Here is a 24,521-nt window from a genome sequence, read left to right as displayed (position 1 = left end):
AGCCATCTGAAACCCCTTGAGTCACATGCGTTTCGCCCCTTTACTGATATTTTGCGAGCTTTAGCCTTAAAGGCCCGAATAGCCATGGCACGCTGATTCGCATGTTCGCTCGGAAGCTTTCTCTTGGTGTCTCCATGGCCGCCTTTGCCCTGGCCACGGGAGTGGGGGCGCCGGTCGTCGCCTCTCCCGCCCTGGCCTCTCCCGGCCTGACGCTGGCCCCTTCCGCGCCGCAGGTGCACGGGCGGGCCGTCTATCTGTGGGACGCCACGACCGGGCAGGACCTGCTGGACAAGAACGCGGGCAAGCGCATGCCGGTCGCCAGCCTGACCAAGATCATGACCGCGTACATCGTGCTGCGGGACGCGAAGCTCGACGACGAGGTCACGGTCAAGCGTGAGGACCTCGAGTACGCCTGGGACAACGACGGCACGACGGCCGATCTCGAGCCCGGCGACACCCTGCCGGTCCGCGAGCTGCTGTACGCCCTGCTGCTCCCCTCGGGCGCGGACGCGGCGCACGCCCTGGCCCGCGTGTACGGCCCCGGCGTGCCCGGCTTCGTGGACAAGATGAACGCCGCCGCACGCCAGCTCGGATTGAAGGACACCCTGTACGTGAACGCCGACGGGCTCCCGACGTCCCACGGCGACGGCTACTCCACGGCACGCGACCAGGCCAGGCTCGCGGAGATCGCGCTGCGGAACCCGGTCTTCAAGAAGGTCACCTCGACCAGCGAGCACTCGACCGAGGACGGCCGGTACGACTGGTACAACACCAACCACATGCTCGGCCTGCCGGGCGCGATCGGCGTGAAGACCGGCTCCACGAACGCCGCCGGGTTCTGCCTGGCGTTCGCCGCCGACCGGGGCGGTCACCGGCTGATCGGGATCATCCTCGGCGAGAACGTGGCCAACCGCCGCTGGGACACCGCCGAGACGCTGCTCGACTGGGCGGGCGACCGCTGACCTCCGAATAGGGCGGGGCGCACAATACCCCGGCGGGTGAGAAAACAGGGTCTTTCCGGATCTGTCAAACCCGGTTAGGTTCCCGATCACTGTCCATTGGTCCCAAAGGAGAGCCCAATGCGCGCCTCGCCCGGCATGCGCGCCGCCGTCGTCACCGCGGCGTCCGCCCTCGTGCTTCCCCTCCTGCCGGCCGCGCCGGCGAACGCCGATCCCGACCCGGCCGCCATCGCGCAGACGGTGGTCGCGTCGGCGGTGAAGAAGCACCTGCGCAAGCTGCAGGACATCGCGAACGCCAACGGCGGCACGCGCGCCGCCGGCACTCCCGGCTTCGCGGCCTCGCGCGACTACGTCGCAGGCGTGCTGAAGAAGGCCGGCTACACGGTGACCGTGCAGGAGTTCGAGTTCCCGTTCTTCCAGGAGAACTCCACCGCGGTCCTGCAGCGGACGGCGCCCTCTCCCAAGACGTACGCGCCCACACCGCCGGACGGCAGCAGCGTCGGCGACTTCGCCACGATGACCTACTCCGGGTCGGGAGACGTCACGGGAGCCGTCAGGAACGTCGACCTCGTGCTGCCTCCCGGGCCCACGCCCAACTCGTCGACCTCCGGCTGCGAGGCCGCCGACTTCGCCGGCTTCCCCGCGGGCGCCGTCGCGCTGGTGCAGCGCGGCACCTGCAACTTCCAGGTGAAGGCGGAGAACGCGCAGGCCGCGGGCGCGTCCGCGGTGATCATCATGAACGAGGGCCAGCCCGGGCGCACCGAGACCCTGCAGGGCACGCTGGGCGAGCCCACCGTGCACATCCCCGCCGTGGGCGTTAGCTTCGCGGCCGGCCAGGAACTGTCCGCCGCCGGAACCACGGTGCGTGTGAAGACCGACACCACCAGCGAGATCCGCACGACCCACAACGTCATCGCCGACTCCCGGTGGGGCGACGCGAACAGGGTGGTGCAGCTCGGGGCGCACCTGGACAGCGTGCCGGCCGGGCCCGGCATCAACGACAACGGCTCGGGCAGCGCCGCGATCCTTGAGGTCGCCACCGCGCTCGGCAAGATCCCGACGAGGAACAGGCTGCGCTTCTCCTTCTGGAGCGCGGAGGAGCTGGGCCTGCTCGGGGCCGAGCACTACGTCGCGAGCCTGTCCCCCGCCGACCTGGCGAAGATCAAGCTGTATCTGAACTTCGACATGGTGGCCTCTCCGAACTACGCCCTGAAGATCTACGACGGCGACGACTCCGACGCCACCGGCGCGGGTCCCGGCCCCGAGGGATCCGGCGAGATCGAGAAGCTCTTCGAGAAGTACTTCGACACCCTCCGTCAGCGCCACAACGGCACCGACTTCGACGGACGGTCGGACTACGGGCCCTTCATCGACGCCGGGATTCCGTCCGGCGGGACGTTCACCGGCGCCGAGGGCGTCAAGACGCCCGAGGAGCAGGCGATGTTCGGCGGCACCGCCGGGGTGGCGTACGACTCGTGCTACCACCAGGCCTGCGACACCCTCGCCAACATCAGCGACAAGGCTCTCGCGCTGAACACCGGCGCGATCGCCACCGCCGCGGCCGTCTACGCCTTCAGCCGCGACCTGCCGGGTCCGGACAACCGCACCACCGCGCGCTCCGCAGCCGCCGCACGCACCTCCCCGGGCATGCGGTAGCCGTACACGGCCCGCCGGTCAGGCGCGGTCGCGAGGGGCCTGCTGCCCCTGCTCCGACTTCGCCAGGAACGGCGAGCGGCCGAGGATGACGATGCCCACCACGAGCGCCACCAGGCCGCCGACCTCCCCCGCGAGAGCGGGGGGATCGACGCGCAGGCGCTCGTCGAACATCGCGACGCCCAGGACGATGCCGACGATCGGCTCGGTCGCCGTGGTGGCGGGCAGCGAGATCCGCAGCGGCGCGGCGTCGAAGGCGCTCTGGTTGAGCAGGATGCCGGTCGCGGCGATCACGGGCAGCAGATAGGGCTCCCAGGAGGTGAACAGCGCCGCGGGTCCCTGCGCGAGCGTCAGCAGGGACCCGCGGGTCAGCGCGTCCTGGAGGCCGTACAACGCCCCCGCGGCGGCGGCGAGCAGCATCGCCTTGGTCTGCAGGGGCGACCGCAGCGCCACGGCGACCATGCCCGCGGCCACGCCCGCCACGATCAGCACGGCGATCCACACCGTGGAGCCCGACGCCGGTATCCCACCGCCCTCGGGGCGACCCGCCAGGAGGAAGGCGGCCACGCCGCCGCTGACCAGCACCGCGCCCAGCCACTCCGTCGGGCCCAGACGCTCCTGGTAGAACAGGGCCGCCGCGGCGAGGGCGAAGATGAGGTTGGTCGCGAGAAGCGGCTCCACGGACGCAACGTCGGCACGCCGCAGGGCCAGGGCCCCGAGGACCTGCCCGCCGACCATCGCGGCGATCCCGGCCAGCCACACCGGTTTGCGCGCCAGGTCGAACAGCAGGCGCACGTGCAGCATCTCGCCCAGCGGTTCGGTGTACGCGACGTGCTGCTGTGCGACCCAGCCCAGGCCGAGGAGGGCCGCGGCCGCCAGGCCGAGAACCACCGTGACGATCACGGCGGCACGCCGTCCGCCGGCGCCCTCGGCATCATGATCGGTCACTCCCCTCGGCGGCCGGGTCTCCCATGTATCCGCCCATCCCCCGCGACGACGACCTCATGTCCGGTGCTATGGTTTTGGGCAAACGTCCAAGACGGTCACCCAAGTCAGTCGTACAAGGCGGTCGTACGAGAACCGAACGGAGCACGTGGGAGATGGCGGAGGCGTCCGCGGACCGGGGCAGGACCACACGGCAGCGGCTGCTCGGCGCGGCGGCGGCCCTGATCGCCGAGGCCGGCTGGGGCGGCGTCAGCACGCGGATGGTGGCCGAGCGGGCCGGGGTCGCCCCCGGGGTCGTGCACTACCACTTCGCGTCGCTGCCCGACCTGCTGATCGCGGCCTCGACGGGGGTCGCGCGCGCGATGCTGGAGGAGCTGGCCGGGCGGCTGGCGGAGCAGCCCGACCCCGAGACCGGCGTCGAGTGGCTGCTGGGCGAGCTGTCCCGCTACACGGGAACCGACCCCGCCTCGCTGCTGATCGTCGAGATGTACCTGGCGGCGGCCCGGCTGCCCGAGCTCCGCGAGCTGCTGCACGAGATCGTCGCCGATTCCCGCGCGCGGATCGCCTCCTGGCTACGTGATCGCGGCCACGCCGGCGACGCCGAGGCCACCGCGGCGGTCCTGGTCGCGGCGGTGGACGGCCTCGTGCTGCACCGCGGGCTCGACCCCGGCCTCGACCTCACCGCTCTGGCCGGACCGCTGCGGGCGATGGTGCGTACGGACGGACACGAGGAGGGCAGTGGGACATGAAAGCGATCGTCTGCGGTGCCGGGATAGCCGGGACGGCCCTGGCCTGGCACCTGGAACGCGCCGGCTGGGACGTCGAAATGGTCGAGCGCGCCCCGGCGTTCCGCGAGAGCGGATACATGATCGACTTCTACGGGCCGGGGCTGGAGGCGGCCGGGCGGATGGGGCTGCGCCCCCGGCTGGAGGAGGTCCGTCACCCCGTCCACGAGATCGGTTACGTCGACGGCTCAGGACGGCAGACCAGCCGTCTCGCCGTCAAGGCGGGCTTCGCCGAGGTGGTCAGCCTGCTCCGGGGCGACCTCGCCCGCGTGCTCGCCGAGCAGGTGCGCGCGCCGGTGCGGTACGGCACGACGGTCGCGGCCGTCACGCAGGACGACGGGGGCGTCCAGGTCGAACTGACCGACGGCACCCGGCACGAGGCGGACCTGCTGGTCGGCGCCGACGGCGTGCACTCGCGGGTCAGGGAGCTGGTATTCGGCCCCGAGGAGCGCTTCGTCCGCTATCTCGGCCACCACGTCGCCGCGTACGTGGTCGAGGACGAGGACCTCAGCCGGCGGGTCGGCGCGCGCTACCGGATGCTGACGGTGCCGCATCTGATGGCCGGGGCCTACGCGGTGGGCGGGAACCGGCTCGCCCTGCTGTTCCTGCGCCACGAGCCCGACCCCGCCGTTCCCGCCGATCCGGCCGCCTCGCTGCGCGAGCACTTCGGGCAGCTCGGCTGGATCCTGCCCGAGGTGCTCGGCGGCTGCCCGCAGCCGCCGGAGCTGTACTACGACCAGGTCACACAGGTCGAGGCCTCCAGTTGGAGCAGCGGCCGCGTGGTCCTGCTCGGCGACGCCTGCCAGGCGGTCTCCCTGTTCGCGGGCCACGGCGCGTCCCTGGCGGTGGCCGCCGCGTGGGTGCTCGCCGGCGAGCTGCGCGCGGCCTCCTCCGGCGACCTGTCCCCCGCCCTCGACCGGTACGCGGCGCGCATGCAACCGGTCGTCGCCGACGTGCAGTCGTTCGGACGCCGTTTCCTCCCCTGGATGGCGCCGTCCAGCCGCCTGCGCATCACGGCCCGCGACTGGCTGCTTCGGCTGGCCTCCCTCCCCGGAGCCGACCGGCTCTTCATGAACTCCCTCAGCCCCGGCGGCCACCGCCTCATCACCTGACGGACCGCGGGGTGACGCACCGGTAACGGCTTTTTATTCCGGAAGCCGTGGTCCGGTAATCGGGGCGGACTGAAGTGGCCGTCATGGAAACGGCGGCAGAAACCAGCACACCGCGGATCGCCGGAGCCCATTACCCGGTCGTGGTCGTCGGTGGCGGCCAGGCGGGGCTGTCGGTCAGCCACTGCCTGGGCCGGCGCGGCATCGAGCATGTCGTCATCGAAGCGCGGCGGGTCGGTCACGAGTGGCGCGAGCGCCGCTGGGACTCCTTCTGCCTGGTCACCCCCAACTGGCAGTGCGACCTGCCGGGCTTCCCCTATCGGGGGCCCGACCCCGACGGTTTCATGGTCCGCGAGGAGATCGTCCGCTATCTGGAGGACTACGCCGCCTCCTTCGGGCCCCCGCTCGCCGAGGGCGTGCGCGTCACCCGCCTGCGGAGAGCCCCCAGCGGGACGTTCGAGCTCGCGACCACCGCCGGGGACCTCACGGCCGACCAGGTCGTGGTGGCCACCGGCCCCTACCACGACGCCGCCGTCCCCCGCCTGGCCGAGCGGCTGCCCGCGGGGATCACCCAGATCCACTCCTCGCGGTATCGCCGTCCCGCGCGGCTTCCCGAGGGCGAGGTCCTCGTGATCGGCACCGGGCAGTCGGGCTGCCAGATCGCCGAGGACCTGCATCTGGCCGGGCGCAGGGTCCACCTCGCCGTCGGGAGTGCACCCCGCGTCGCCCGCTTCTACCGGGGCAGGGACTGCGTGGCGTGGCTGCACGACATGGGCCACTACGCCAGGAGCATCGACGAGTTCGACGACGCGGACGCCGTACGCCTGCGGGCCAACCACTACGTCACCGGGCGCGACGGCGGGCGCGACATCGACCTGCGGGCCTTCGCCCGCGACGGGATGCGCCTGTACGGCCGGCTGACCGGCGTGACCGGCACGACGCTGGAGTTCGCCGCCGACCTGAAGGACAACCTCGACCGGGCCGACGCGGTGGCCGAGGGGATCAAGGACGCCATCGACGCGTACATCGCCGCGCGCGGCGTCGGCGCCCCCGCCGAGCCCCGCTACGTGCCGGTCTGGGAGCCGGGCGAGCCGGTACGCGCCCTCGACCTGGCCGCCGCCGGGATCACCTCGGTCGTCTGGGCGACCGGGTTCACCCGCGACCACCGCTGGATCGAGATCCCCGCCTTCGACGGCCGGTGCTATCCGATGCACTGGCGCGGCGTGACGAACTGTCCCGGGCTCTACTTCCTCGGGCTGCCCTGGCAGCACACCTGGGGCTCGGGCCGGTTCGAGGCGGTGGGACGGGACGCCGAGTTCCTGGCCGGGCACATCGAGGCGTCCCGGCGGCTGGCCGACGTCTGCGGCGCGCTGACCGGCGCGCCCGCCGAACTCTCACCCGCGCTGCCGGTCGGGTGACCCCGATGATCTTCGACGCCCACCGCCACATCGGCGTGCTGCCCGCCCATCCCTTCTACGGCGGCCCCGCGGTGAACCCCGACGTCACGGCGCGTGCCACGGTCAAGCAGCTGATCGCCGACCTCGACGCGGAGGGCACGGAACGCGCGCTGGTGCTGCCCAACTACGGCGTGCCCGACCCGGCGGTCGCCTTCGCCCTCAACGACCTCGTCCTGGAGGCCGCGCAGGCCGACGACCGGATCCGCGCCGGGCTGTGGGTCTCGCCGCTGCCCCGCGACGAGGAACGCACCGCCGGCGCCCTCGCCCTGGCAGGAGAGCGGGGCGTGCGGGCGCTCAAGCTCAGCTTCCTGCTCGGCGGGCGGCCCACCGACCCCGCCTGCCGTCCCGGCCTCGACCGGATCTTCACGGCGGCCGAGCGACACGGCCTGGTCGTCCACGTCCACACCTCGCCCGGCGCCGCCTCGGACGTCGACGAGGTCGGGCACCTGGTCGAGTGGTACGCCGACCGCGTGCCGGTGCACCTCGTGCACTTCGGCGGCGGGATGAGCGGCCACATCAAGCTGGCCGGCTCCCGGTTCTTCGACTGGATCGCGGCCGGCAAACGCGTCTACACCGACCTGTCCTGGGCCATCGGCTTCGCGCCGTACTGGCTGGCCAAGGAGATCGAGCGGCGCGGCCTCGGGCACGACCGCGTGCTGTTCGCCAGCGACCAGCCGTGGGGCGACTTCGCGGGCGAGCACGCCCGGATGCGCGCCGCGGCCGGGGACGGCGAGCTGGGCGCGCTCGTCTTCCGCCGCACGTTCGCCTCCCTCTACGACTGACCCCCACTCACCCCCCTGCGGCTAAAGGAGAGACACCATGTCCGTCGACATGAACGACCTCGAGAAGAAGAGCATCGAGGAGATTCCCCACCCGTCCCTGCCCGAGGGCTCCAGCATCTACGGCACGACCAAGGTGTTCCCCGACTACAAGGCCGAGAACGGCGAGTCGTACTTCACGCTCGTCCACGGCATCGCGCACGAGTCGTCCGTCAGCTTCGTGGCCGTGCTGCAGGCCACCCGGGCGCTGCGCAAGGGCTTCGAGACCGCCATCTACTTCTACGGCCCGGGGTCGCTGAACTGCCTGGCCACCCGCGGCTTCCCGACGACCGGCAACTCGGCATTCCCGGGCGAGCACAACATCAACAACCAGCTCAAGACGTTCATCGCCGAGGGCGGGAAGGTCTACTGCTGCCGGTTCGGCCTGTCCCTGCACGGCGCCCGCGAGGAGGACCTCATCGAGGGCGTGATCCCGACCCACCCGCTGGACGTGCAGGACGCGCTGATCCACTACGCCCGCAAGGGCGCCATCATCAACTCCACCTACCAGCTGTAGTGCCGTGACCGTCGATCTGCGGATCATGACCCGCGCCGAGCTGGCCCTGCGCGGCGTGGCCTTCGACACGCCCGTACGGCGGCCGGACGGCGCGGGGCCCAGCGGCGACGGCCACGTCCTCGTCGACGGCGCCGGCGCGGCGCTGCCCATCGATCCCGGCAGCCCCTACACCGTTCGCGACGGCACGGTCTGGCTCGGCGAGCAGGACACCGGGGTCTCCCTGGTGCCCGTGCGGCGGCCGAGGTTCTACGACCTGACCACCGCCGACGGCGTGCCGTACGAGAAGATCGCCCGGCTGCACGGCGCGGACGTGCTCGCCACGACCGTCGTGCAGACGTGCGTCCGGTACGGCGAGGCCGAGCGCTGCCGTTTCTGCACCATCGAGGAGTCGCTGCGGTCGGGCGCGACGGTCGCCGCGAAGACGCCCGGCCAGCTCGCCGAGGTGGCGGAGGCGGCCGTGCGGCTCGACGGCGTACGGCACATGGTGATGACCACCGGCACCACCACCGGGCCCGATCGCGGCGCGCGCACCCTGGCGCGGTGCGTGCGCGCCGTGCTGGACGCCGTGCCGCACCTGCCGATCCAGGTGCAGTGCGAGCCGCCGGGCGACCTGGCCTGGATCGGCGCGCTGCGCCAGGCCGGGGCCACCGCGATCGGCATCCACGTGGAGTCGCTGGACGAGGAGGTCCGGCGGCGCTGGATGCCGGGGAAGTCGTCGGTGCCGCTCGCCGAGTACGAGGCCGCCTGGGACGAGGCGGTCCGGGTGTTCGGGCGCAACCGCGTCTCGACGTACCTGCTGGTGGGGCTGGGCGAGGACCCCGACGAGCTGATCGCGGGCGCGGGCCGCCTCATCCGGCGCGGTGTCTACCCCTTCGTGGTCCCGTTCCGCCCGATGCGGGGCACGCTCGCGGCCCGCGACGGGATCGGCGCCCCCGGCGCGGGCCTGCTGACGTACGTCACCGAGGGCGTGGCGGCGCTGCTGCGCGCGGCCGGCATGCGCGGGGCGGACCAGGGAGCGGGCTGCGCCGCCTGCGGGGCGTGCGGCGTGCTGAGCGCGGCGGGCGGGTGAGGTGACGATGCACCTCGACGGCGACACGGCGCCCGACATCCTCGCGCTGCTCGGTGACCGCAGCACGCTGGCGCGCCGCCCGGGAGTGCGGATCGAGCAGGCGGCCGACGCCACGACCCTCCGGGCCTACCGTCGGCTGCGGCACGACGCGTTCGTCCGGGAGCAGGGCTTGTTCGACAAGCACGACCTCGACGACAGGGACGACGATCCCCGCACGGTCACGCTGGTGGCCAGGGACGCGGCGGGCACGGTCGTCGGCGGCGTGCGGCTCGGACCGGCCGGCGACGGCACCGACATCGGCTGGTGGACGGGCGGGCGGCTGGTCGCCGCGCGTGGTTCCGGGGGCACGGGCGGCATCGGCGCTGCCCTGGTGCGGGCCGCGTGCGCCCGCGCCGAGGCGGAGGGCGTGCTGCGGTTCGAGGCGACCGTGCAGGTCAGGGCCGAGACGTTCTTCCGCCGCCTGGGCTGGACCCGGGTGGGGCCGGTGACGGTCGCGGGCGCGCCGCACGTGCTGATGCGTCACCCGATCGGCCGGGTCGCGGCCCACGCGGCGGCGGCCAAGTCGGCGCTCGGGCCGCTGCTCGCCGCCCTCGCCGGGCAGGCCCCGCACGCCCTCGGCGGCCCGGGTTTCGTCGGCGACGACGGAGCGCCGGTGCCCGGCGGCGACGTCGTCGCGGCCTGCGACGCGATCGTGCCGTCCATGGTCGAACGCGACCCGGAGTGGGCCGGCTGGTGCTCGGTCCTGGTCAACCTCAACGACCTGGCCGCGATGGGCGCCGCCCCGGCGGGGCTGCTTGACGCGCTCGCCGCGCCCGACGCCGCGCACGCCGCCCGGGTGCTCGACGGCCTGGCCCGGGCCGCCCGCGCCTACGGGGTGCCGGTGCTCGGCGGGCACACGCAGCTCGGGGTGCCGGCCGCGCTGTCGGTGACGGCGCTGGGCCGCGCCGCGCGTCCCGTGCCGGGCGGCGGCGGACGCCCCGGCCACGCCGTGCGCCTCACGGCGGACCTCGGCGGCGGCTGGCGGGCCGGCTACCGGGGCCGCCAATGGGACTCGACCACCTCCCGGCGTACGGACGAGCTGCGCGCGATGCTGGGCGCGGTCGCGGCCGGCCGCCCCGCCGCCGCCAAGGACGTGTCGATGGCGGGGATCGCCGGCACGCTCGGCATGCTGGCCGAGGCGAGCGGCTGCGCGGCCGTGCTGGACGTGGCCGCGGTGCCGCGTCCGGCCGCCGCCTCCATGGGCGACTGGCTCACCTGCTTTCCCGGCTTCGCGATGCTCACGGCGGACGAGCCGGGCGCGCCGGCGCCTCCGGCGGGGCCGGCCGCCTCGGCGGTGTGCGGGGAGTTGACCACCGGCAGCGGCGTGTCGCTGCGCTGGCCCGACGGACAGGTCACGGAGGCCGTCGGCGGCCCGGTGACCGGATTGGGGGCCGCGTGAGCGCCCTGCGCATGGCGGCGGTGTCCGCCGGTTTCGGCCGCGACCTCGACGAGGACTTCGCGATCGTCGAACGCCTCGTCAAGGAGGCCCGCAACGCGGACGTGCGGCTCCTCGCGCTGCCCGAGGCGTGCCTCGGCGGCTACCTGCTCAGCCTGGACGGCGACGCCGCGGACGCCGGGCCGCCCCCGCTCGCCGTGGACGGCCCCGAGATCCGGCGGCTGGCCGCGCTGGCCGGCGACATGGTCGTGGTGGCGGGCTACTGCGAGGACGGCGGCGACGCCCGATACAACAGCGTGGTGTGCGTCAGCGGCGACGGCGTGCTGGGCAACCACCGCAAGGTGCACCAGCCGCTCGGCGAGAACGCCAGCTACGCCTCGGGCGACGGCTTCCGCGCCTTCGACACGCCCGTCGGCAGGATCGGCATGATGATCTGCTACGACAAGGCGTTCCCCGAGTCCGCCCGCGCGCTGGCCCTCGACGGCGCGCAGATCGGCGTGTGCGTGTCGGCCTGGCCCGGCTCGCGGACGAACGCGGCGGCGGACCTGGAGCGCGACCGCTGGAAGCGGCGCTTCGACCTGTTCGACCAGGCGCGGGCGCTGGAGAACCAGATCGTGTGGCTGTCGGCCAACCAGGCGGGCACGTTCGGGTCGCTGCGCTTCGTGGGCAGCGCGAAGGTCGTGGACCCCGGCGGCGAGATCGTCGCGGCGACGGGCGTCGGGCCGGGCGTGGCCGTCGCCGAGATCGACGTGCCGCGGGCGCTGGAGACCGCGCGCCGCTCGATGGGCCACCTGCGCGACCGCAGGCCGGAGACGTACGGAACGGCGGGGCACGCGGCGTGACCGTTCTGCGGATCGCCGCGGCGGCCGCCCACTTCGGCCGCGACCTCGCCTTCGACCTGGCCCGCATCGCCAAACTGATCGACGACGCCCGCGCCGCGGGGGCCCGGCTGCTCGTGCTGCCCGACGCCGCGCTCGGCGGCTACCTCGCCGACCTGCGCAGGCCGGACCCCGACGCGCTGCCGCCCGCGCTGAAGCCGGACGACCCGGTGATCGCGCGGGTGGCGGCGCTGGCCGCCGAGATGGTGGTGTGCGTCGGATTCTGTGAGGACGGCGGCGACGTCCGCTACAACGCGGCCGTGTGCGTCAGCGGCGACGGGGTGCTCGGCCTGCACCGCAAGGTGCACCTGCCCGCGGGCGAGACCGCGGCCTACGGCCCTGGCGACCGCTTCGACGCCTTCGACACCCCGGCCGGGCGGATCGGCATGCTGATCGACTACGACAAGACCTTCCCCGAGTCGGCCCGCAGCCTCGCGCTCGACGGCGCGCAGATCCTGGCGTGCCTGTCGGCGTGGCCCACCAGCGTCACCAACCGCGCGCCCCGGATCGCCCAGGACCGGCAGTCGCGGCTGTTCGACCTGTACGACCAGGCGCGGGCCGCCGAGAACCAGGTCGTGCTCGCCTCCTCCAACCAGACCGGGGTGATGGGCGGCATGCGGTTCCTGGGCCAGGCCAAGGTCGTCGGGCCGGGCGGCGACGTGCTCGCCCGCACCTGGTCGAAGGCCGGGCTGGCCGTGGCCGAGCTCGACGTCGCCGCCGAGATCGACCGCGCCCGGCGGATCCTCCATCACCTCGACGAGCGCAGGGCCGACGTCTACCGGGAGGCACGCGGGTGAGAATAGCGCTGCTCAGCTACTCGACCAGGCCCCGCGGCGGGGTCGTGCACACCCTCGCCCTCGCCGAGGCGCTCGCCGCGGCGGGACAGCACGTGACGGTGTGGACGCTCGGCCGGGGCGGCGACACGGGGTTCTTCCGCCCGGTCGACCCGGCCGTGCGGCTGCGCGTCGTGCCGTTCTCCGACATCCCCGGGGAGGGCGTCGGCCCGCGGGTGCTGCGGTCGATCGCGGTGCTGCGCGGGGCGTTCGCCCCGGAGGCGGCGTCGTACGACGTCGTGCACGCCCAGGACTGCATCAGCGCCAACGCGGCGGGCCGGTGCGTGCGGACGGTCCACCACGTGGACCACTTCACCACGCCCGAGCTGGCCGCCTGTCACGAGCGCGCCATCGTCACGCCGTACGCGCACGTCTGCGTGTCGCAGGCGGTGGCCGGCGAGCTCGCGGCCGGGTGGGGCATCACGGCGACGGTGATTCCCAACGGCGTCGCCTACGAGCGCTTCGCGTGCGCCGATCCCGTCGCCGCCCACATGTGGCGCAGACAGCTAGGGACGTACGTGCTGACGGTCGGCGGCATCGAGCCGCGCAAGGGCTCGCTCGACCTGCTGGAGGCGTACGCGCTGCTGCGGGAGGCCCGCCCGGACGTCCGGCTGGTGATCGCCGGGGGCGAGACGCTCTTCGACTACCGCGACTACCGCGCGCGGTGGGAGGCGCGGGCGGCGGAGCTGGGCGCCGAGCCGCTGGTCCTCGGGCCGGTCGCCGACGCGGACCTGCCGCCGCTCGTCGCGGGCGCCGCCGCCTTCGCCTTCCCGTCGGTGAAGGAGGGCTTCGGCCTCGCCGCGATGGAGGCCCTGGCGGCGGGCGTCCCCCTGGTGATGCGCGATCTGCCGGTCCTGCGTGAGGTCTTCGGCTCGGCCGCGCGCTTCGCCGTCAGCCCCGCCGGGCTCGCCGCCGAGCTCGCCGACGCCCTCTCCGCCGACGATCCCGGCAGGCGTACGGCGGGCCGGGCGGTCGCCGTCCGGCACACCTGGCGGGCCGCCGCCGAACGGCACATCGCCCTGTACGAGTCGCTCGCGTCGTAGTCTCGGACCATGGCGGCCAGAACGTTCGACGCGGTGCTGTGCGATTTCGACGGCGTCCTGAAATTTCAGGACTTCGAGCAGCAGGCCGAGATCGAGCGGGCGTACGGGGTGGAGCCGGGCACGGTGGCGCGGGTGGCCGGCCGGTCGGCCCTGGTGGTCCCCGCCCTGACCGGGCTCGTGACCCGCGAGGAGTGGCTGGCCTCGGCCGTTCCCGTCCTCGCCGGGCTGGTGGGCTCGGCCGCGCGGGCGAGCGCGCTGACCGCCGACTGGCTGGCCGCCCGCACCTGGGCGGACGAGGAGGTGCTCGCGCTGCTCACGCGGGCGCGCGCCCGCGTCCCCGTCGTGCTCGTCAGCAACGCCACCTCGGAACTGGCCGCCCACCTGCGCGAGCTGGAGCTGCACGACGCCTTCGACCACGTCGTGAGCAGTTACGACGTGGGGGTGGCCAAGCCCGACCCAAGGATCTTCGAGATCGCCGCCGGGCACGCGGGCGTCCCGCCGGAGCGATGCCTGTTCGTGGACGACCGGGCCGAGAACGTCGACGCGGCGAGGGTGCTCGGCATGACCGGGGTCGTCTACCGCGCCCCGGCGGACCTGGAGACGGCGCTGCTCCCGCTGTTCGAAGAGGCTCCGTGATGACGGTGCGGCGCGTGCTGGCCTTCATCGACAGGCCCGGGGACCGATTCGAGGAGGCCGCGGCGTTCTGGACGACCGTCACCGGCACTCGCCTGTCGCCGCGGCGGGGCGACGACGGGGAGTTCGCCACGCTGCTGCCGGCGAGCGGCGACGCCTGCGTGAAGATCCAGGCGGTGGGCGACGGGGGCGGCGCCCATCTCGACCTGGAGGTGGACGACGTCCGTGCCTCGCTGACCCGGGCCGTGGCGCTCGGCGCCGCCGTCGCCGCCGACCACGGCGACTGGGCCGTGCTGCGCTCCCCAGAGGGCAGGGCGTTCTGTCTCGTCCCCGGAGAGGGGACGACACGGCGGCCGCCCGTCTTCGCCGGCACCCGCCTCGACCAGGTCTGCCTCGACATCGCGCCCGGCGCGTACGAGGAGGAGGTGGCCTTCTGGGCGGCGCTGACCGGGTGGTCCCCGCGCCGGGGGTCGCTGCCCGAGTTCACGGTGCTGGCGATGCCGGAAATGCCGGTGCGGATCCTCCTGCAGCGGCTCGACAAGGGTCCCGGCCGGTCGGCCCACGTCGACCTGGCCTGCGCCGACCCCGACGCCGCTCGCGTACGGCACGAGCGGCACGGCGCGGTGCTCGTGACGCGGGGGCGGCACTGGCTGGTCATGCGCGACCCGGCGGGCGGTGTCTACTGCCTCACGCGCCGGGACCCCGAGACCGGCTCACTGCCGGGGTGACCGTCAGGCGGCGGGGCGCAGGTGCCGCAGCGCGGCGGCGAGCCGGGCCAGTTCGGCCACCATCGCGTCCGCCGCCGAGTTCATGACCTCGTTCGGCTGCAGGCGGCCCTCCTCGTCGAGGAGCTGGGCGACGAAGGGGATCGAGACCGCCTCGAACAACGGCACCATCTTCAGCGTGGTGACGACCTGCTTGAGCATCTGAACGGCCCGGGTGCCCGCGGAGACGCCGCCGTAGCTGACGAACCCGACCGGCTTGTAGTGCCACTCGTGGTGCAGGAAATCGAGGGCGTTCTTCAGCACGGCGTTGAAGCCGTAGTTGTACTCCGGCGTGACGAACACGAACGCGTCGCTGCGTTCGACGGTCGCGCTCCACTCCTTGGTGTGCTGGTGGATGTACTGCCGGAGGCGGGGGTGGTTGGGCTCGTCCATGAACGGCAGGTTCACCTCCGCCAGGTCGACGAGCTCGACCTCGAAGGCGTCCTGGGCGGCCGCGCGCTCGCGGAACCACTCCGCGACCGGTAGCCCGACCCGCCCGGGACGCGTGCTGGCGATGACGATCTGCAGAACAGGCTTCTCCACAATTCCCCCAAAACACCATTAAGCGGACATAACGCACTTAACAGTACGCTCTGATCGCGATGAACACCGATCGGGGTGCGCCGATTCCCGGGGCCATCGCCGAGCCGTGCGTGCCGCCCTGTAGGGCCGATGTGTGCAGCGAGCCGCAGCCGGTCGAACTCGCTTCATCCGCAGCCCCACCCCAGGACATCGAGGCCGCCGTGGGTACCCAGTGGCCTTGCAGGGGGTGAGCATCGGCGGGAGCGTCACAACTGTGCCGTTTACCATCAACACCTACTGCTACCCCCCGCGTCCGCCCATCCCCGCACGCCCGTGGCACCGCTCGACAGCCCACAGCGAAGCCAGCCATCGTACGGCTCCAGCTCTGGCAAAGCCCTCAGCAACGACGCCCTTGGATGGGGTCGTCATTCACTGCTTGGACCAAGGGAGGGCCTTGTCGAATGTCGACCGGATGGTGGTCGATACCTGGTCGCTTACGGGTGCGAACGAAAGGATCGCACCGACGACCAGTAGAATTCTGACGCTGGTTATCGACTGACTGTCGACTCCGGGAAGGAAGCCGATCGCCACTGCGGCACCCGTCAGCATCAGGGGAGCTGCCGCAACGCGAAGAAAACGACCCAATTTGATGTAGCGGGGAATTTCTGGTGCATGCTCGACCAGAGCCTGCCAATCCTGCTTGACTGACGATAGCAGACCTATCCGGAGCGATTCGCAGAGGTCTATGTAATCCTCGCGGGTCCTGACCCGGGCCAGCCTGATGCCATGCAATCGGATGAGTTCAGCTAACTTACGGTACTCGGCGCGGATCTCGCGCCGTAGCCGGAACTCCATCAGCCTAGTCCTGGAATCAAGCAATGACTGATCCCCTATGCGGCGCGCCGCCCACTCGGCGTACCGGCGCAACTCGCGTATCCTCCAGCCATGTGTCCAGAAGGTTCGATACTTGTAGAAGTAGGCCGTCACCGCAAGCAGGTGAATTATCACCGGATCGAGCGGCTGTCGAACGCACCTCGTACGCGCTATGTCTTCGACTATCCTGCCGAGCCTGCCGCCGACAGCTTGGGTTAGCAGGCCGACAATGAATGCGGGAACCGCGACCGCGTACCCCAGTCGGAGTAAATCCTGACCCGAGACGGGATTCACCATGAATGACACGACAGTCACCAATAATGGAATTGTGAAAGCCAAGCCGAAGACGAAAACTGCAAGGTAGCCGAGCGGACTCAGTTCAGCGACGTTCGAGACAATCCTCCTTATCACTCTCCTGCTGACAATCATGCCGCCGAGCGCCAGTCCCAGACAGAGGATACCGTAGCGATTCCACGGTAAATGATAAACAACAACCGAAGCGGTATCGAACTGGACTGCGAGAGTCAATACTGCAGCCGACAGGCCCAGTGCGGATGCCAGCAGAACGCCCATTGGCACGAGAGGAACTTTGTCAATGAGCAAAGAGTATAGACTTGCCTCATATCGTTCCCCACGGAGCGCCGCGAAGATCGCTGCTCGCCGCACTTCGGCTCGCTTCGCTACAGACTCAGGAGTATCTCCGAAGTCAATCGTCTCGGCAAGTTCGTTGACATAGTCGATAACTCCCAGGATGTGACGACGGTAGTTTGCGAGCACGAAGCGTTTGTAGCGAGGTCGCATGAGTCGCCCCTTCGTCGGCAGGCCCCACGAGTGTGACATGGACGTCGTCCCTCTGAAGCGTCTTCAGATTCCGGACAGCTCTCTGGCTAGAACGTCCACCTCCGCCAAGCAGGCCGGTCAGCGTCGGCCTGGGGCTCCGCAACCGGTAGCTGGCCAGCGCTTGTTACGGCGGTCACACACATGGCGCTCTGTCGCGACTGGGATCCGCGGCAAGCAGGCAACGCCTTTGAGCTTCCCTCATAGATGAGACCCTGACCAAGCCGCTGAACGGCCAACCGCCTGCCACAGCACTCACCCAGGAATTGCGAGACGTCAGATACGACTGTGTTCCGAGAACGAGAAGCCAGCACGATCGGTCACTCTCCTGCTTCGCTCCGCTTTTCGTCGATCGCGCGGCGAACCGTGCGGAACATCCGAATCAGCTCAGGGAGCTTGGCCAAAATCTCCCTCAGTTGAGTGATTGCGAGGGTGAGAAAGCCGAAACCCGCGAGCATGAAGAGTGTCAGGGTGTTCCAGTTCACGAGGACACCTCCGCGTTCATGTCGTCCTCGTGGCCAGTGTCCTCTTCCCGAACGCTTACGCCATGCCGTGCCAACGCTTCATAGATGTCGTCGGGACCGCAGTCGATGTGTTCGACATCGTGGCGCCCCTGGCAATCCGGCGGGCACTCGAACTCAGCGCATGTCTCGGGCTCGGCCGGGGCAACCGCGTTCCCCGCCATCCCTAAACTGTTGACAAAATCTGACACCTGCAAAGAGTAAGGATGCTGCGATGGCGACCTCGCCGAACCCTGAAAGTCACGATGCTCTTCGAAGCTTGACAACGGCGCTTCAGGAGCTCCATCGGGCAGCTGGGCGGCCCAGCTACCGCCGGATCAGTGATTCGATCAAGGACGGCTCCTATTCCGCGACGGTGAGCCACGAGGGCGTTCGGAGCGCGCTCAAGGGCTTGCGGACGCCCCGCTGGGAGACCATCGAGTCGATCGTCTCCTTCCTCGCCGGCTCCTGTCGGCCGTTGCGGGATCCTGCTACCGAGGTGGCGCATTTCCTTCCCCTGTGGCGCGCAGTCAAGGAAGGCGACGTAGGCGCCCTGAAGTCGGCACGGGAATTCGTCCTAGCGCGGAGCTGGGGCGATGATGGCGGCTCCTGGACACCCGAGATGATGGCGGGAGTGATGATCAACCCCTTCAACGCAGTCGAGCTCGACCCGACGCTCACCTCTCGACACGACCCGCTGATCTCTGAAGAGGAGTGGGTGAAGCTCAGCCTCCGTCTCATCGAGGAGTTCGGTGCTGAGTTCTTCCTGTACGCCCTGCTGCGCATTCTGAAGGGTGAGTACGTGGGCGAAGAGAAGGGCAGCCCCTTCGGCTACCAGTTTCCCGGCCAGGAGATGGATGAGGGCACGGCCCGAGAGGCCTTCGACTTCGCCTGTGACCAGATTGTGCGGCGCCTGCGCACCGAGCCGAACCTACTGGCGCGTTCGATTAGAGCGTTTTATTGCGACGACAGCCTCGACGAGGAGGAGCGCCAGGAGGTCACGCGCGCAGAGTCGGACCCGAGCCTCATGAGGGAGGTTATGACGATCTCCCCGGAGAACTGGCCGGAAGTCTCCGAGGAAGCCCGCCTGTTGATCTTCACCTACCTCGTCAAAGAAGGCAGGACAGTCGGCCGGCCAGGGCTTCCTCCGGAACAACGTTTCTTAATCACATGGCGAATACCGGAACTGCCGGATATCTAGGTGTGGACGTGGGTGACGTCGGTCGAGGAAGGTGACCGTTGGGGTTGCATGGGTGAGGGCTTTCATGGCTGCATCGTCGAGGACGGCTGGAGCATCGGTCGCGCGGCCGAACGCTTCCAGGTCTCCCACACCACCGCAGCTCGCTGGGTTCGCCGCTACCGCGTCCAGGGGGCGGCCGGCCCAGCCGCCCCCACCACAGCCGTGCCCGAAGCGACCCGCACACCGAGCGGCCCATCGTGAAACTACGGGTGACCCGCCGGTGGGGGCCGGCCCGAATCGCCGCCCGCCTCGGGTCACCGGACGGCGCGTGCGCCGCTACGAACACGACCTGCCCGGCTCGCTGGTGCACATCGAGGTCAAGAAGCTGGGCGACATCCCCGACGGCGGCGGGCACCGCATCGTCGGTCGCGCCCAGGGCAACAAGAACAAGCAGGCCACCACCACCCGGCGGCGTCCCAACAAACTCGTCATCGGCTACGGCCACCTGCACACCGCGCTAAACGACCATTCCCGCCTGGCCTACACCGAGATCCTTTCCGACGAGCGCAAAGACACCGCCGCCGCCTTCCTGACGCGAACTGCGGCCTGGTTCGCCGCCCACAACGTGAAACCATCCAGCGCGTGATCACCGACAACGGCGTGCTACAAGTCCCACCAGTGGGCGGTTACCTGCGTCGGCCTGGGCGTCGTTCACAAACGGACCCGCCCCTACCGGTCGCAGACCAACGGCGCGGTCGAACGCTTCCACCGCACTCTGGCCGACGAATGGGCCTACGCCCGCCCCTACGCCTGATGAGCCGAACGCCGCGCCGCGCTTGATCCCTGGCTGCACATGTACAACCATCACCTCGGACACACCGCGCTGAAAGCGCCAGCCACCCATCAGCCGCGTCACCAACCTCCCTGGGGAGTACATCTACTAGAACTAAATCCCAATACAACGAACCCCGCTTCCCGGCACAGGGAAGCGGGGCTCTCGCAGGTCAGGAGCTACATGGCCAGGTGGCGGCTGATGACGAGGCGCTGGATCTGGTTGGTGCCCTCGAAGATCTGCATGATCTTCGCCTCGCGCATGTAGCGCTCGACGCGGAACTCCCGCGTGTAGCCGTACCCGCCGAAGACCTGGACCGCGTCGGTGGTGACCCGCATCGCGGTGTCGGTCGCGACGAGCTTGGCGACACTGGCCTGCCTGCCGTACGGCAGGCCGGCGTCGCGGCGGCGGGCCGCGTCGACATACGTCGCCCGGGCGCAGTCCACGCCGGCGGCCATGTCCGCGAGCAGGAACCCGAGCCCCTGATGGTCGATGATCTTCTTGCCGAACGTCTCGCGCTCCTTGGCGTACGCCACGGCCTCGTCGAGCGCGGCCTGGGCGAGGCCGACGGCGCAGGCGGCGATGCCGAGCCTGCCGGAGTCGAGCGCGCCGAAGGCGATGGGCAGGCCCTGCCCCTCCGCGCCGATGAGGCGGTCGGCGCCGATCAGCACGCCGTCCCAGTGGGCGGTCGTGGTGGGGACGGCGTGCAGGCCCATCTTCTCCTCGGGGCGGCCGAAGGTCAGGCCGTCGGCGGCGCCGGGGGCGAGGAAGCAGGAGACGCCGCGCGGGCCGGAGTCCGTGCGGGCGAACAGCGCGTAGAAGTCCGCCAGGCCGCCGTGCGTGATCCAGGCCTTGGTGCCGGTGATCCGGTAGCCGTCCTCCGTCTTCTCGGCCTTGCAGGTCAGAGCCGCGGCGTCGGACCCGGCCTGGGGCTCCGACAGGCTGTAGCCGCCGATCAGCCGCCCGGCGAGCATGTCCGGCAGCCAGCGCTCCCGCTGCTCCGGCGTGCCGTACACCGCCAGGGGCAGGCAGGACAGCGTGTGCACGCTGACCGCGACCGCGACCGCGGCCCACCGCGCGGCCAGCTCCTCGAGCACCTGGAGATACACCTCGTACGGCTGGCCGCCGCCGCCGTACTCCTCCGGGTAGGGCAGGCCGAGGAGCCCGGCGGCGCCGAGCGTGGCGAACAGCCCCTCCGGGTAGGTCTCCGCGCGTTCGTGCTCGTCGACGCGGCGGGCGAGTTCCTTGTCGGCGATCTCACGGGTCAGCTCGATGAGGTCCCGGGCGTCCGGGCCGGGCAGCAGACGGTCGACGGTCACGATGACTCCTGGAGGACGGGGTCGTCCAGCTCGGCGAGAAGGGTGGCGGCGCGGTCGCGGAACTCCGCGACACGGGCGAGCTTGATGTCCTCATACCCCCGGATCAGGTCCGGCAGGGCGGCGATCTCCGCGACGACCGCGGCGGTCGCCGGGGTCAGCCGGTCGAGCGCGCGCCTCACCAGCTCGCGGTACTCCACGACCAGCGTACGCTCCACCCGGCGGACGGCGGCGTGCCCGAACACGTCGAACGCGGTGCCGCGCAGCACGCGGGCGGCCCGCAGCCCGTGGAACACGACGCCGGCGGACCGGCGCAGCCTGATCTTCCGCTTGAGGCCCATCGCCCGCAGCAGCGGCGGGTGCAGCAGCACCGACACGGCCGCGCCGGGGCCGAACTCCCGCTCGCGCCGGGCCCGTTCCAGCGGGTCGAGGTGCAGCCGGGCGACCTCGTACTCGTCCTTGTACGCCATGAGCTTGTGCAGCCCCCGGGCGTACGCGAGCCCGACGCGCACGCCGGCCTCCTCCCCCGCCCGCTCGGCGGCCAGCGCGGCCACCCGGCGCACGTCCAGCGCGTACGAGCGGGCGTAGCCCGCGTTCTGGTAGCCGGTCAGGTCGGCGACGCGTACGGCGAGGGTCTCCTCCAGCCCCTCGGACGCGGGCGGCGCCGCCGTCTCCGGCTGGGGGATCGCGGCCCGGAAGACGGCCTCGCGGTCGATCACGGCGGCCCGTCCCCACCGGAAGGCCGCCAGGTTCTGCTCCACCGCCGCCTTGTTGAGACGGATGGCCCGCTCGATCGCGCCGGCCGAGATCGGGATGCAGCCGTGCTGGTAGGCCGCGCCGACGAGCACGAGATTGGCGGGCATGTGATCGCCGAACAACGCCTCGGACAGCGCGCCTGCGTCGAGGTGGAGGCCGGCCGCCGACGCAGTGGCCGACGCGATGCGGGCGAGCGCGTCCTCGGGCCCGGAGAGGGCGGTGCGGCCGGTGACCATGGCGGCGGTCGGCACGATCGCGGTGTTCACGACGGCGGCCGTCCGCCCCGGCGCGGCGACGGCGAGGGTGTCGTCCGCGGCGGCGCCGAGCACGTCGAAGCAGACGAGGACGTCGGCGGTGCCGCGGGCGGCGCGGACCGAGCCGGTGATCGGCTGCGGGGAGATCCGCACGTCGCTGACGACGGGACCGCCCTTCTGAGCCAGCCCGGTCTGGTCGAGCCCGGCGGCGTGCAGGCCGTCGAGATGGGCGGCCATCTGCAGGATCTGCGAGACGGTCACCACCCCCGTGCCGCCGATGCCGGGCATCCGCAGCAGCACCGAGCGCTCCGGGAAGCGCGACACCGGCTCGGTCAGCGCCACCGGCGGCTCGGACACGGCACGCGAGACCTTGGAGCGGGGCTCGACGAGCAGGAACGACGGGCAGTCGCCCTTGAGGCAGCTGAGGTCGGAGTTGCACGACGCCTGGTGGATGCGGGTCTTGCGGCCGAACTCGGTCTCCACGGGCTGGACGGACAGGCAGGTGGAGGCGTCGCCGCAGTCGCCGCAGCCCTCGCACACGCGCTCGTTGACCACCACCCTGGCCTTCGGCGTGGGCAGTTTGCCGCGTTTGCGCAGCCGCCGCTCCTCGGCCGCGCAGCGGTCGTCGTGGATCAGCACGGTCACCCCGCCGATCGCGGCGAGCTCCTTCTCCACGTCCGGGAGATCGTCGCGGTGCCGTACGGACGCGATCGGGGCCAGCCGGACGGCCCGGTAGGTCTCCGGCTCCGGCGTCGTCACCACGATCCGGCGCACGCCCTCGGCGGCCAGCCACCGCGTCAGCACCGGCACGTCGAGGCGGCCCTCGGCGCGCTGCCCGCCGGTCATCGCCACGGCGTCGTTGTAGAGCAGCTTGTAGGTCATCGAGACGCCGGCCGCGACGGCGGCCCGTACGGCCAGGGAACCGGAGTGGTGGAAGGTGCCGTCGCCGAGGTTCTGGGTGAAGTGGCGGTCGGAGGTGAAGGGGGCCAGGCCGAACCACTGGGCGCCCTCGCCCCCCATCTGCGTCATGCCGACCTGCCTGCCGCGTCCGTTGCCGTCCAAGGCGATCATGGCATGGCAGCCGATGCCCGCGCCGACCAAGGTGTCATCGGAGGCGCGCGTGGCGGCGTTGTGCGGGCAGCCCGAGCAGAAGTACGGCGTGCGGGCGGCGACCAGCGGGAGCATGACGCGGCGCCGGGCAGGGGCGGGCGCCAGGATGGCCACTTGGCGTGGCAGGCGGTCCGGGCCGAGGCAGGTGGCGAGCGCCCCGGCCACGTCCTCGGCGCCGAGCGTGCCGCGCGACGTCAGCAGTTCCCGGCCGATGACGTCGGGACGCATACCGGTGTCGTACAGCGCCTGCTTGAGGTGCCCCTCCAGGAACGGCACCTTGTCCTCCACCACGAGCACCCGGCCGAGCCCCTCGGTCATGGCGGCGAGATCGTCGTAGGCGAGCGGGAACGGCATGGCGAGCCGGATGAGCCGCAGGCCGAGGTGGTCCATCGCGGCCTCGTCCAGGCCGAGGTCGGCGAGGGCGCGCAGGACGACGGCGTAGGAGGTGCCGGACGCGAGCACGCCCGTCGTGGCGCGCGGCGCGTCGTGGGCGACCCGGTTGAGGCCGTGCGTGCGGGCGTACTCGCGGGCGAGGCCGAGCCTGCGGGTGAGCATGTCGTGCTCGGCCTCGAGCGAGGCCGGGCCGACCAGGGTGGGCGGCGCCCCGCGGTCGGCGCGGTCCGGCACGGGGATGCCGGTCCGGATCGTCTCGCGCAGCGCTCCGAGGTCGACGGTGGCGGAGGAGTCGGCGACGTCGGCGACGATCTTCAGGCCGGCCCAGAGGCCGGTGGCCCGCGACAGCGCCACCGCGTGCAGCCCGAGCTCGACGACCTCCGCCACGGAGCCGGGGGCGAGCAGCGGCATCGACAGGCTCTGGCACATCGGCTCGCAGGAGCTGGGCACAGTCGACGACTTGCTGCCGGGGTCGTCGCCGATCCAGGCCACCGCGCCACCGAGCGGCGCCGTTCCGGCGAGGTTGCCGTGCCGGATCGCGTCGGCGGCCCGGTCGAGGCCCGGGTTCTTCCCGTACCAGAACCCGGTCACCCCCTCGTGCCTGCGGCCCGGCACCTGGGCGAGAAGCTGGGTGCCCGCCACCGCCGTGGCGGCGAGCTCCTCGTTGAGGCCGGGCCGGGCCACCACGCCCGCCTCCTCAAGGAACCGCGCGGCCCTGGCCATCTCCAGGTCGACCCCGCCCAGCGGCGAGCCGGGATATCCGGAGACGAAGACCCGGGTGTCCAGGCCGCGCGCGGCGTCGAGGCGGCGCTGCTCCAGGGTCAGCCGGACGAGGGCCTGGACGCCCGAGATCAGCACGGTGCCGCGCTCGGCCGCGTACTTGTCGTCGAGCGAGACGGGAGGCGTGGACACGGGCGGGGACACGCGAACCTCCTTGAGGTCGGTAAGTGACCCACAGCACACCAACGCTCCGGGCGTACGCGCAAGCATCGCGCGAGAACCGGCCGCCAAGACGCAAAAATATGGACGAGTCCGCCTCAGGCGCTACTG

At 71.6% G+C, this 24,521-nt stretch carries 21 protein-coding genes and 1 pseudogene; 16 read left to right on the top strand and 6 right to left on the bottom strand.

Annotated elements, in window-relative coordinates:
* Nucleotides 1–134: 134 nt before the first annotated feature.
* Together ACIBK1_RS15820 and ACIBK1_RS15815 are read left to right on the top strand one after the other, a co-directional pair.
* Nucleotides 135–962 carry a D-alanyl-D-alanine carboxypeptidase family protein gene (locus ACIBK1_RS15820; protein WP_231514188.1) on the top strand — a complete coding sequence of 276 codons (828 nt, stop codon included), beginning with the start codon at nt 135–137 and terminating at the stop codon, nt 960–962.
* 117 nt (nt 963–1,079) lie between these two features.
* Complete coding sequence (locus ACIBK1_RS15815; protein ID WP_357314883.1) at nt 1,080–2,615, top strand: M28 family metallopeptidase; 1,536 nt, start codon at nt 1,080–1,082, stop codon at nt 2,613–2,615.
* 18 nt (nt 2,616–2,633) lie between these two features.
* On the opposite strand, the gene ACIBK1_RS15810 is transcribed toward ACIBK1_RS15815, so the two are convergent.
* Entirely contained in the window at nt 2,634–3,560 is a 927-nt protein-coding gene (locus tag ACIBK1_RS15810) for a DMT family transporter (protein WP_396735487.1), read from the bottom strand.
* Nucleotides 3,561–3,712: 152 nt separating this feature from the next.
* Here ACIBK1_RS15810 and ACIBK1_RS15805 point away from each other — a divergent pair, with 152 nt between their 5' ends.
* From ACIBK1_RS15805 to ACIBK1_RS15750, 12 genes are all read left to right on the top strand, one after another.
* On the top strand, nt 3,713–4,306 hold the full coding sequence (locus tag ACIBK1_RS15805) for a TetR/AcrR family transcriptional regulator (protein WP_030512260.1): 594 nt from the start codon (nt 3,713–3,715) through the stop codon (nt 4,304–4,306).
* Entirely contained in the window at nt 4,303–5,454 is a 1,152-nt protein-coding gene (locus ACIBK1_RS15800) for an FAD-dependent oxidoreductase (RefSeq protein WP_396735484.1), read from the top strand. The genes ACIBK1_RS15805 and ACIBK1_RS15800 overlap by 4 nt, the downstream gene beginning before the upstream one ends.
* 83 nt (nt 5,455–5,537) lie before the next feature.
* Entirely contained in the window at nt 5,538–6,869 is a 1,332-nt protein-coding gene (locus tag ACIBK1_RS15795; RefSeq protein WP_396735481.1) for an MSMEG_0569 family flavin-dependent oxidoreductase, read from the top strand.
* Nucleotides 6,870–6,874: 5 nt separating this feature from the next.
* Complete coding sequence (locus tag ACIBK1_RS15790) at nt 6,875–7,690, top strand: amidohydrolase family protein (RefSeq protein WP_396735479.1); 816 nt, start codon at nt 6,875–6,877, stop codon at nt 7,688–7,690.
* A gap of 37 nt (nt 7,691–7,727) precedes the next feature.
* Nucleotides 7,728–8,243, top strand: coding sequence for an MSMEG_0572/Sll0783 family nitrogen starvation response protein (locus ACIBK1_RS15785; RefSeq protein ID WP_030512256.1), 516 nt, complete (start codon nt 7,728–7,730; stop codon nt 8,241–8,243).
* Between the two features lie 4 nt (nt 8,244–8,247).
* Complete coding sequence (locus ACIBK1_RS15780; protein WP_396735476.1) at nt 8,248–9,312, top strand: MSMEG_0568 family radical SAM protein; 1,065 nt, start codon at nt 8,248–8,250, stop codon at nt 9,310–9,312.
* 7 nt (nt 9,313–9,319) lie between these two features.
* Complete coding sequence (locus ACIBK1_RS15775; protein WP_396736002.1) at nt 9,320–10,750, top strand: MSMEG_0567/sll0787 family protein; 1,431 nt, start codon at nt 9,320–9,322, stop codon at nt 10,748–10,750.
* Nucleotides 10,747–11,589 carry a carbon-nitrogen hydrolase family protein gene (locus ACIBK1_RS15770; RefSeq protein WP_396735473.1) on the top strand — a complete coding sequence of 281 codons (843 nt, stop codon included), beginning with the start codon at nt 10,747–10,749 and terminating at the stop codon, nt 11,587–11,589. The genes ACIBK1_RS15775 and ACIBK1_RS15770 overlap by 4 nt, the downstream gene beginning before the upstream one ends.
* Nucleotides 11,586–12,422, top strand: coding sequence for a carbon-nitrogen hydrolase family protein (locus ACIBK1_RS15765; protein ID WP_396735470.1), 837 nt, complete (start codon nt 11,586–11,588; stop codon nt 12,420–12,422). Before ACIBK1_RS15770 ends, ACIBK1_RS15765 begins: the two co-directional genes overlap by 4 nt.
* Nucleotides 12,419–13,501, top strand: coding sequence for an MSMEG_0565 family glycosyltransferase (locus ACIBK1_RS15760; RefSeq protein WP_396735467.1), 1,083 nt, complete (start codon nt 12,419–12,421; stop codon nt 13,499–13,501). The genes ACIBK1_RS15765 and ACIBK1_RS15760 overlap by 4 nt, the downstream gene beginning before the upstream one ends.
* 9 nt (nt 13,502–13,510) lie before the next feature.
* Nucleotides 13,511–14,137: an HAD family hydrolase gene (locus tag ACIBK1_RS15755; RefSeq protein WP_396735464.1), complete on the top strand. Its 627-nt coding sequence runs from the start codon at nt 13,511–13,513 to the stop codon at nt 14,135–14,137.
* Nucleotides 14,137–14,862: a VOC family protein gene (locus tag ACIBK1_RS15750; RefSeq protein ID WP_396735461.1), complete on the top strand. Its 726-nt coding sequence runs from the start codon at nt 14,137–14,139 to the stop codon at nt 14,860–14,862. Before ACIBK1_RS15755 ends, ACIBK1_RS15750 begins: the two co-directional genes overlap by 1 nt.
* A gap of 3 nt (nt 14,863–14,865) precedes the next feature.
* On the opposite strand, the gene ACIBK1_RS15745 is transcribed toward ACIBK1_RS15750, so the two are convergent.
* The 3 genes from ACIBK1_RS15745 to ACIBK1_RS15735 all read right to left on the bottom strand — a co-directional run bounded on the left by ACIBK1_RS15745 (nt 14,866) and on the right by ACIBK1_RS15735 (nt 17,615).
* Complete coding sequence (locus ACIBK1_RS15745; RefSeq protein ID WP_396735458.1) at nt 14,866–15,441, bottom strand: NADPH-dependent FMN reductase; 576 nt, start codon at nt 15,439–15,441, stop codon at nt 14,866–14,868.
* A 408-nt stretch (nt 15,442–15,849) separates the two neighbouring features.
* Nucleotides 15,850–17,070, bottom strand: a complete 1,221-nt coding sequence (locus tag ACIBK1_RS15740; RefSeq protein WP_396735455.1) for a hypothetical protein — start codon at nt 17,068–17,070, stop codon at nt 15,850–15,852.
* A gap of 380 nt (nt 17,071–17,450) precedes the next feature.
* Nucleotides 17,451–17,615, bottom strand: a complete 165-nt coding sequence (locus ACIBK1_RS15735; RefSeq protein WP_396735452.1) for a hypothetical protein — start codon at nt 17,613–17,615, stop codon at nt 17,451–17,453.
* Nucleotides 17,616–17,865: 250 nt separating this feature from the next.
* On the opposite strand from ACIBK1_RS15735, the gene ACIBK1_RS15730 reads away from it, so the two are divergent.
* Together ACIBK1_RS15730 and ACIBK1_RS15725 are read left to right on the top strand one after the other, a co-directional pair.
* Nucleotides 17,866–18,831, top strand: coding sequence for a hypothetical protein (locus ACIBK1_RS15730; RefSeq protein WP_396735449.1), 966 nt, complete (start codon nt 17,866–17,868; stop codon nt 18,829–18,831).
* Between the two features lie 48 nt (nt 18,832–18,879).
* Nucleotides 18,880–19,754, top strand: a pseudogene (locus ACIBK1_RS15725) (integrase core domain-containing protein).
* Between the two features lie 67 nt (nt 19,755–19,821).
* On the opposite strand, the gene ACIBK1_RS15720 reads toward ACIBK1_RS15725, so the two are convergent.
* Nucleotides 19,822–20,961: an acyl-CoA dehydrogenase family protein gene (locus tag ACIBK1_RS15720; RefSeq protein WP_396735447.1), complete on the bottom strand. Its 1,140-nt coding sequence runs from the start codon at nt 20,959–20,961 to the stop codon at nt 19,822–19,824.
* Nucleotides 20,958–24,395, bottom strand: coding sequence for an indolepyruvate ferredoxin oxidoreductase family protein (locus ACIBK1_RS15715; RefSeq protein WP_396735444.1), 3,438 nt, complete (start codon nt 24,393–24,395; stop codon nt 20,958–20,960). The genes ACIBK1_RS15720 and ACIBK1_RS15715 overlap by 4 nt, the downstream gene beginning before the upstream one ends.
* Nucleotides 24,396–24,521 lie beyond the last annotated feature (126 nt).

The sequence above is a fragment of the Microbispora rosea genome, assembly GCF_044460045.1.
In the GTDB taxonomy this organism is placed as follows: Bacteria; Actinomycetota; Actinomycetes; order Streptosporangiales; family Streptosporangiaceae; genus Microbispora; species Microbispora rosea.
The sequence above is the reverse complement of the archived record's forward strand: the minus strand, read 5'-3'. Positions and strand labels throughout refer to the sequence as shown.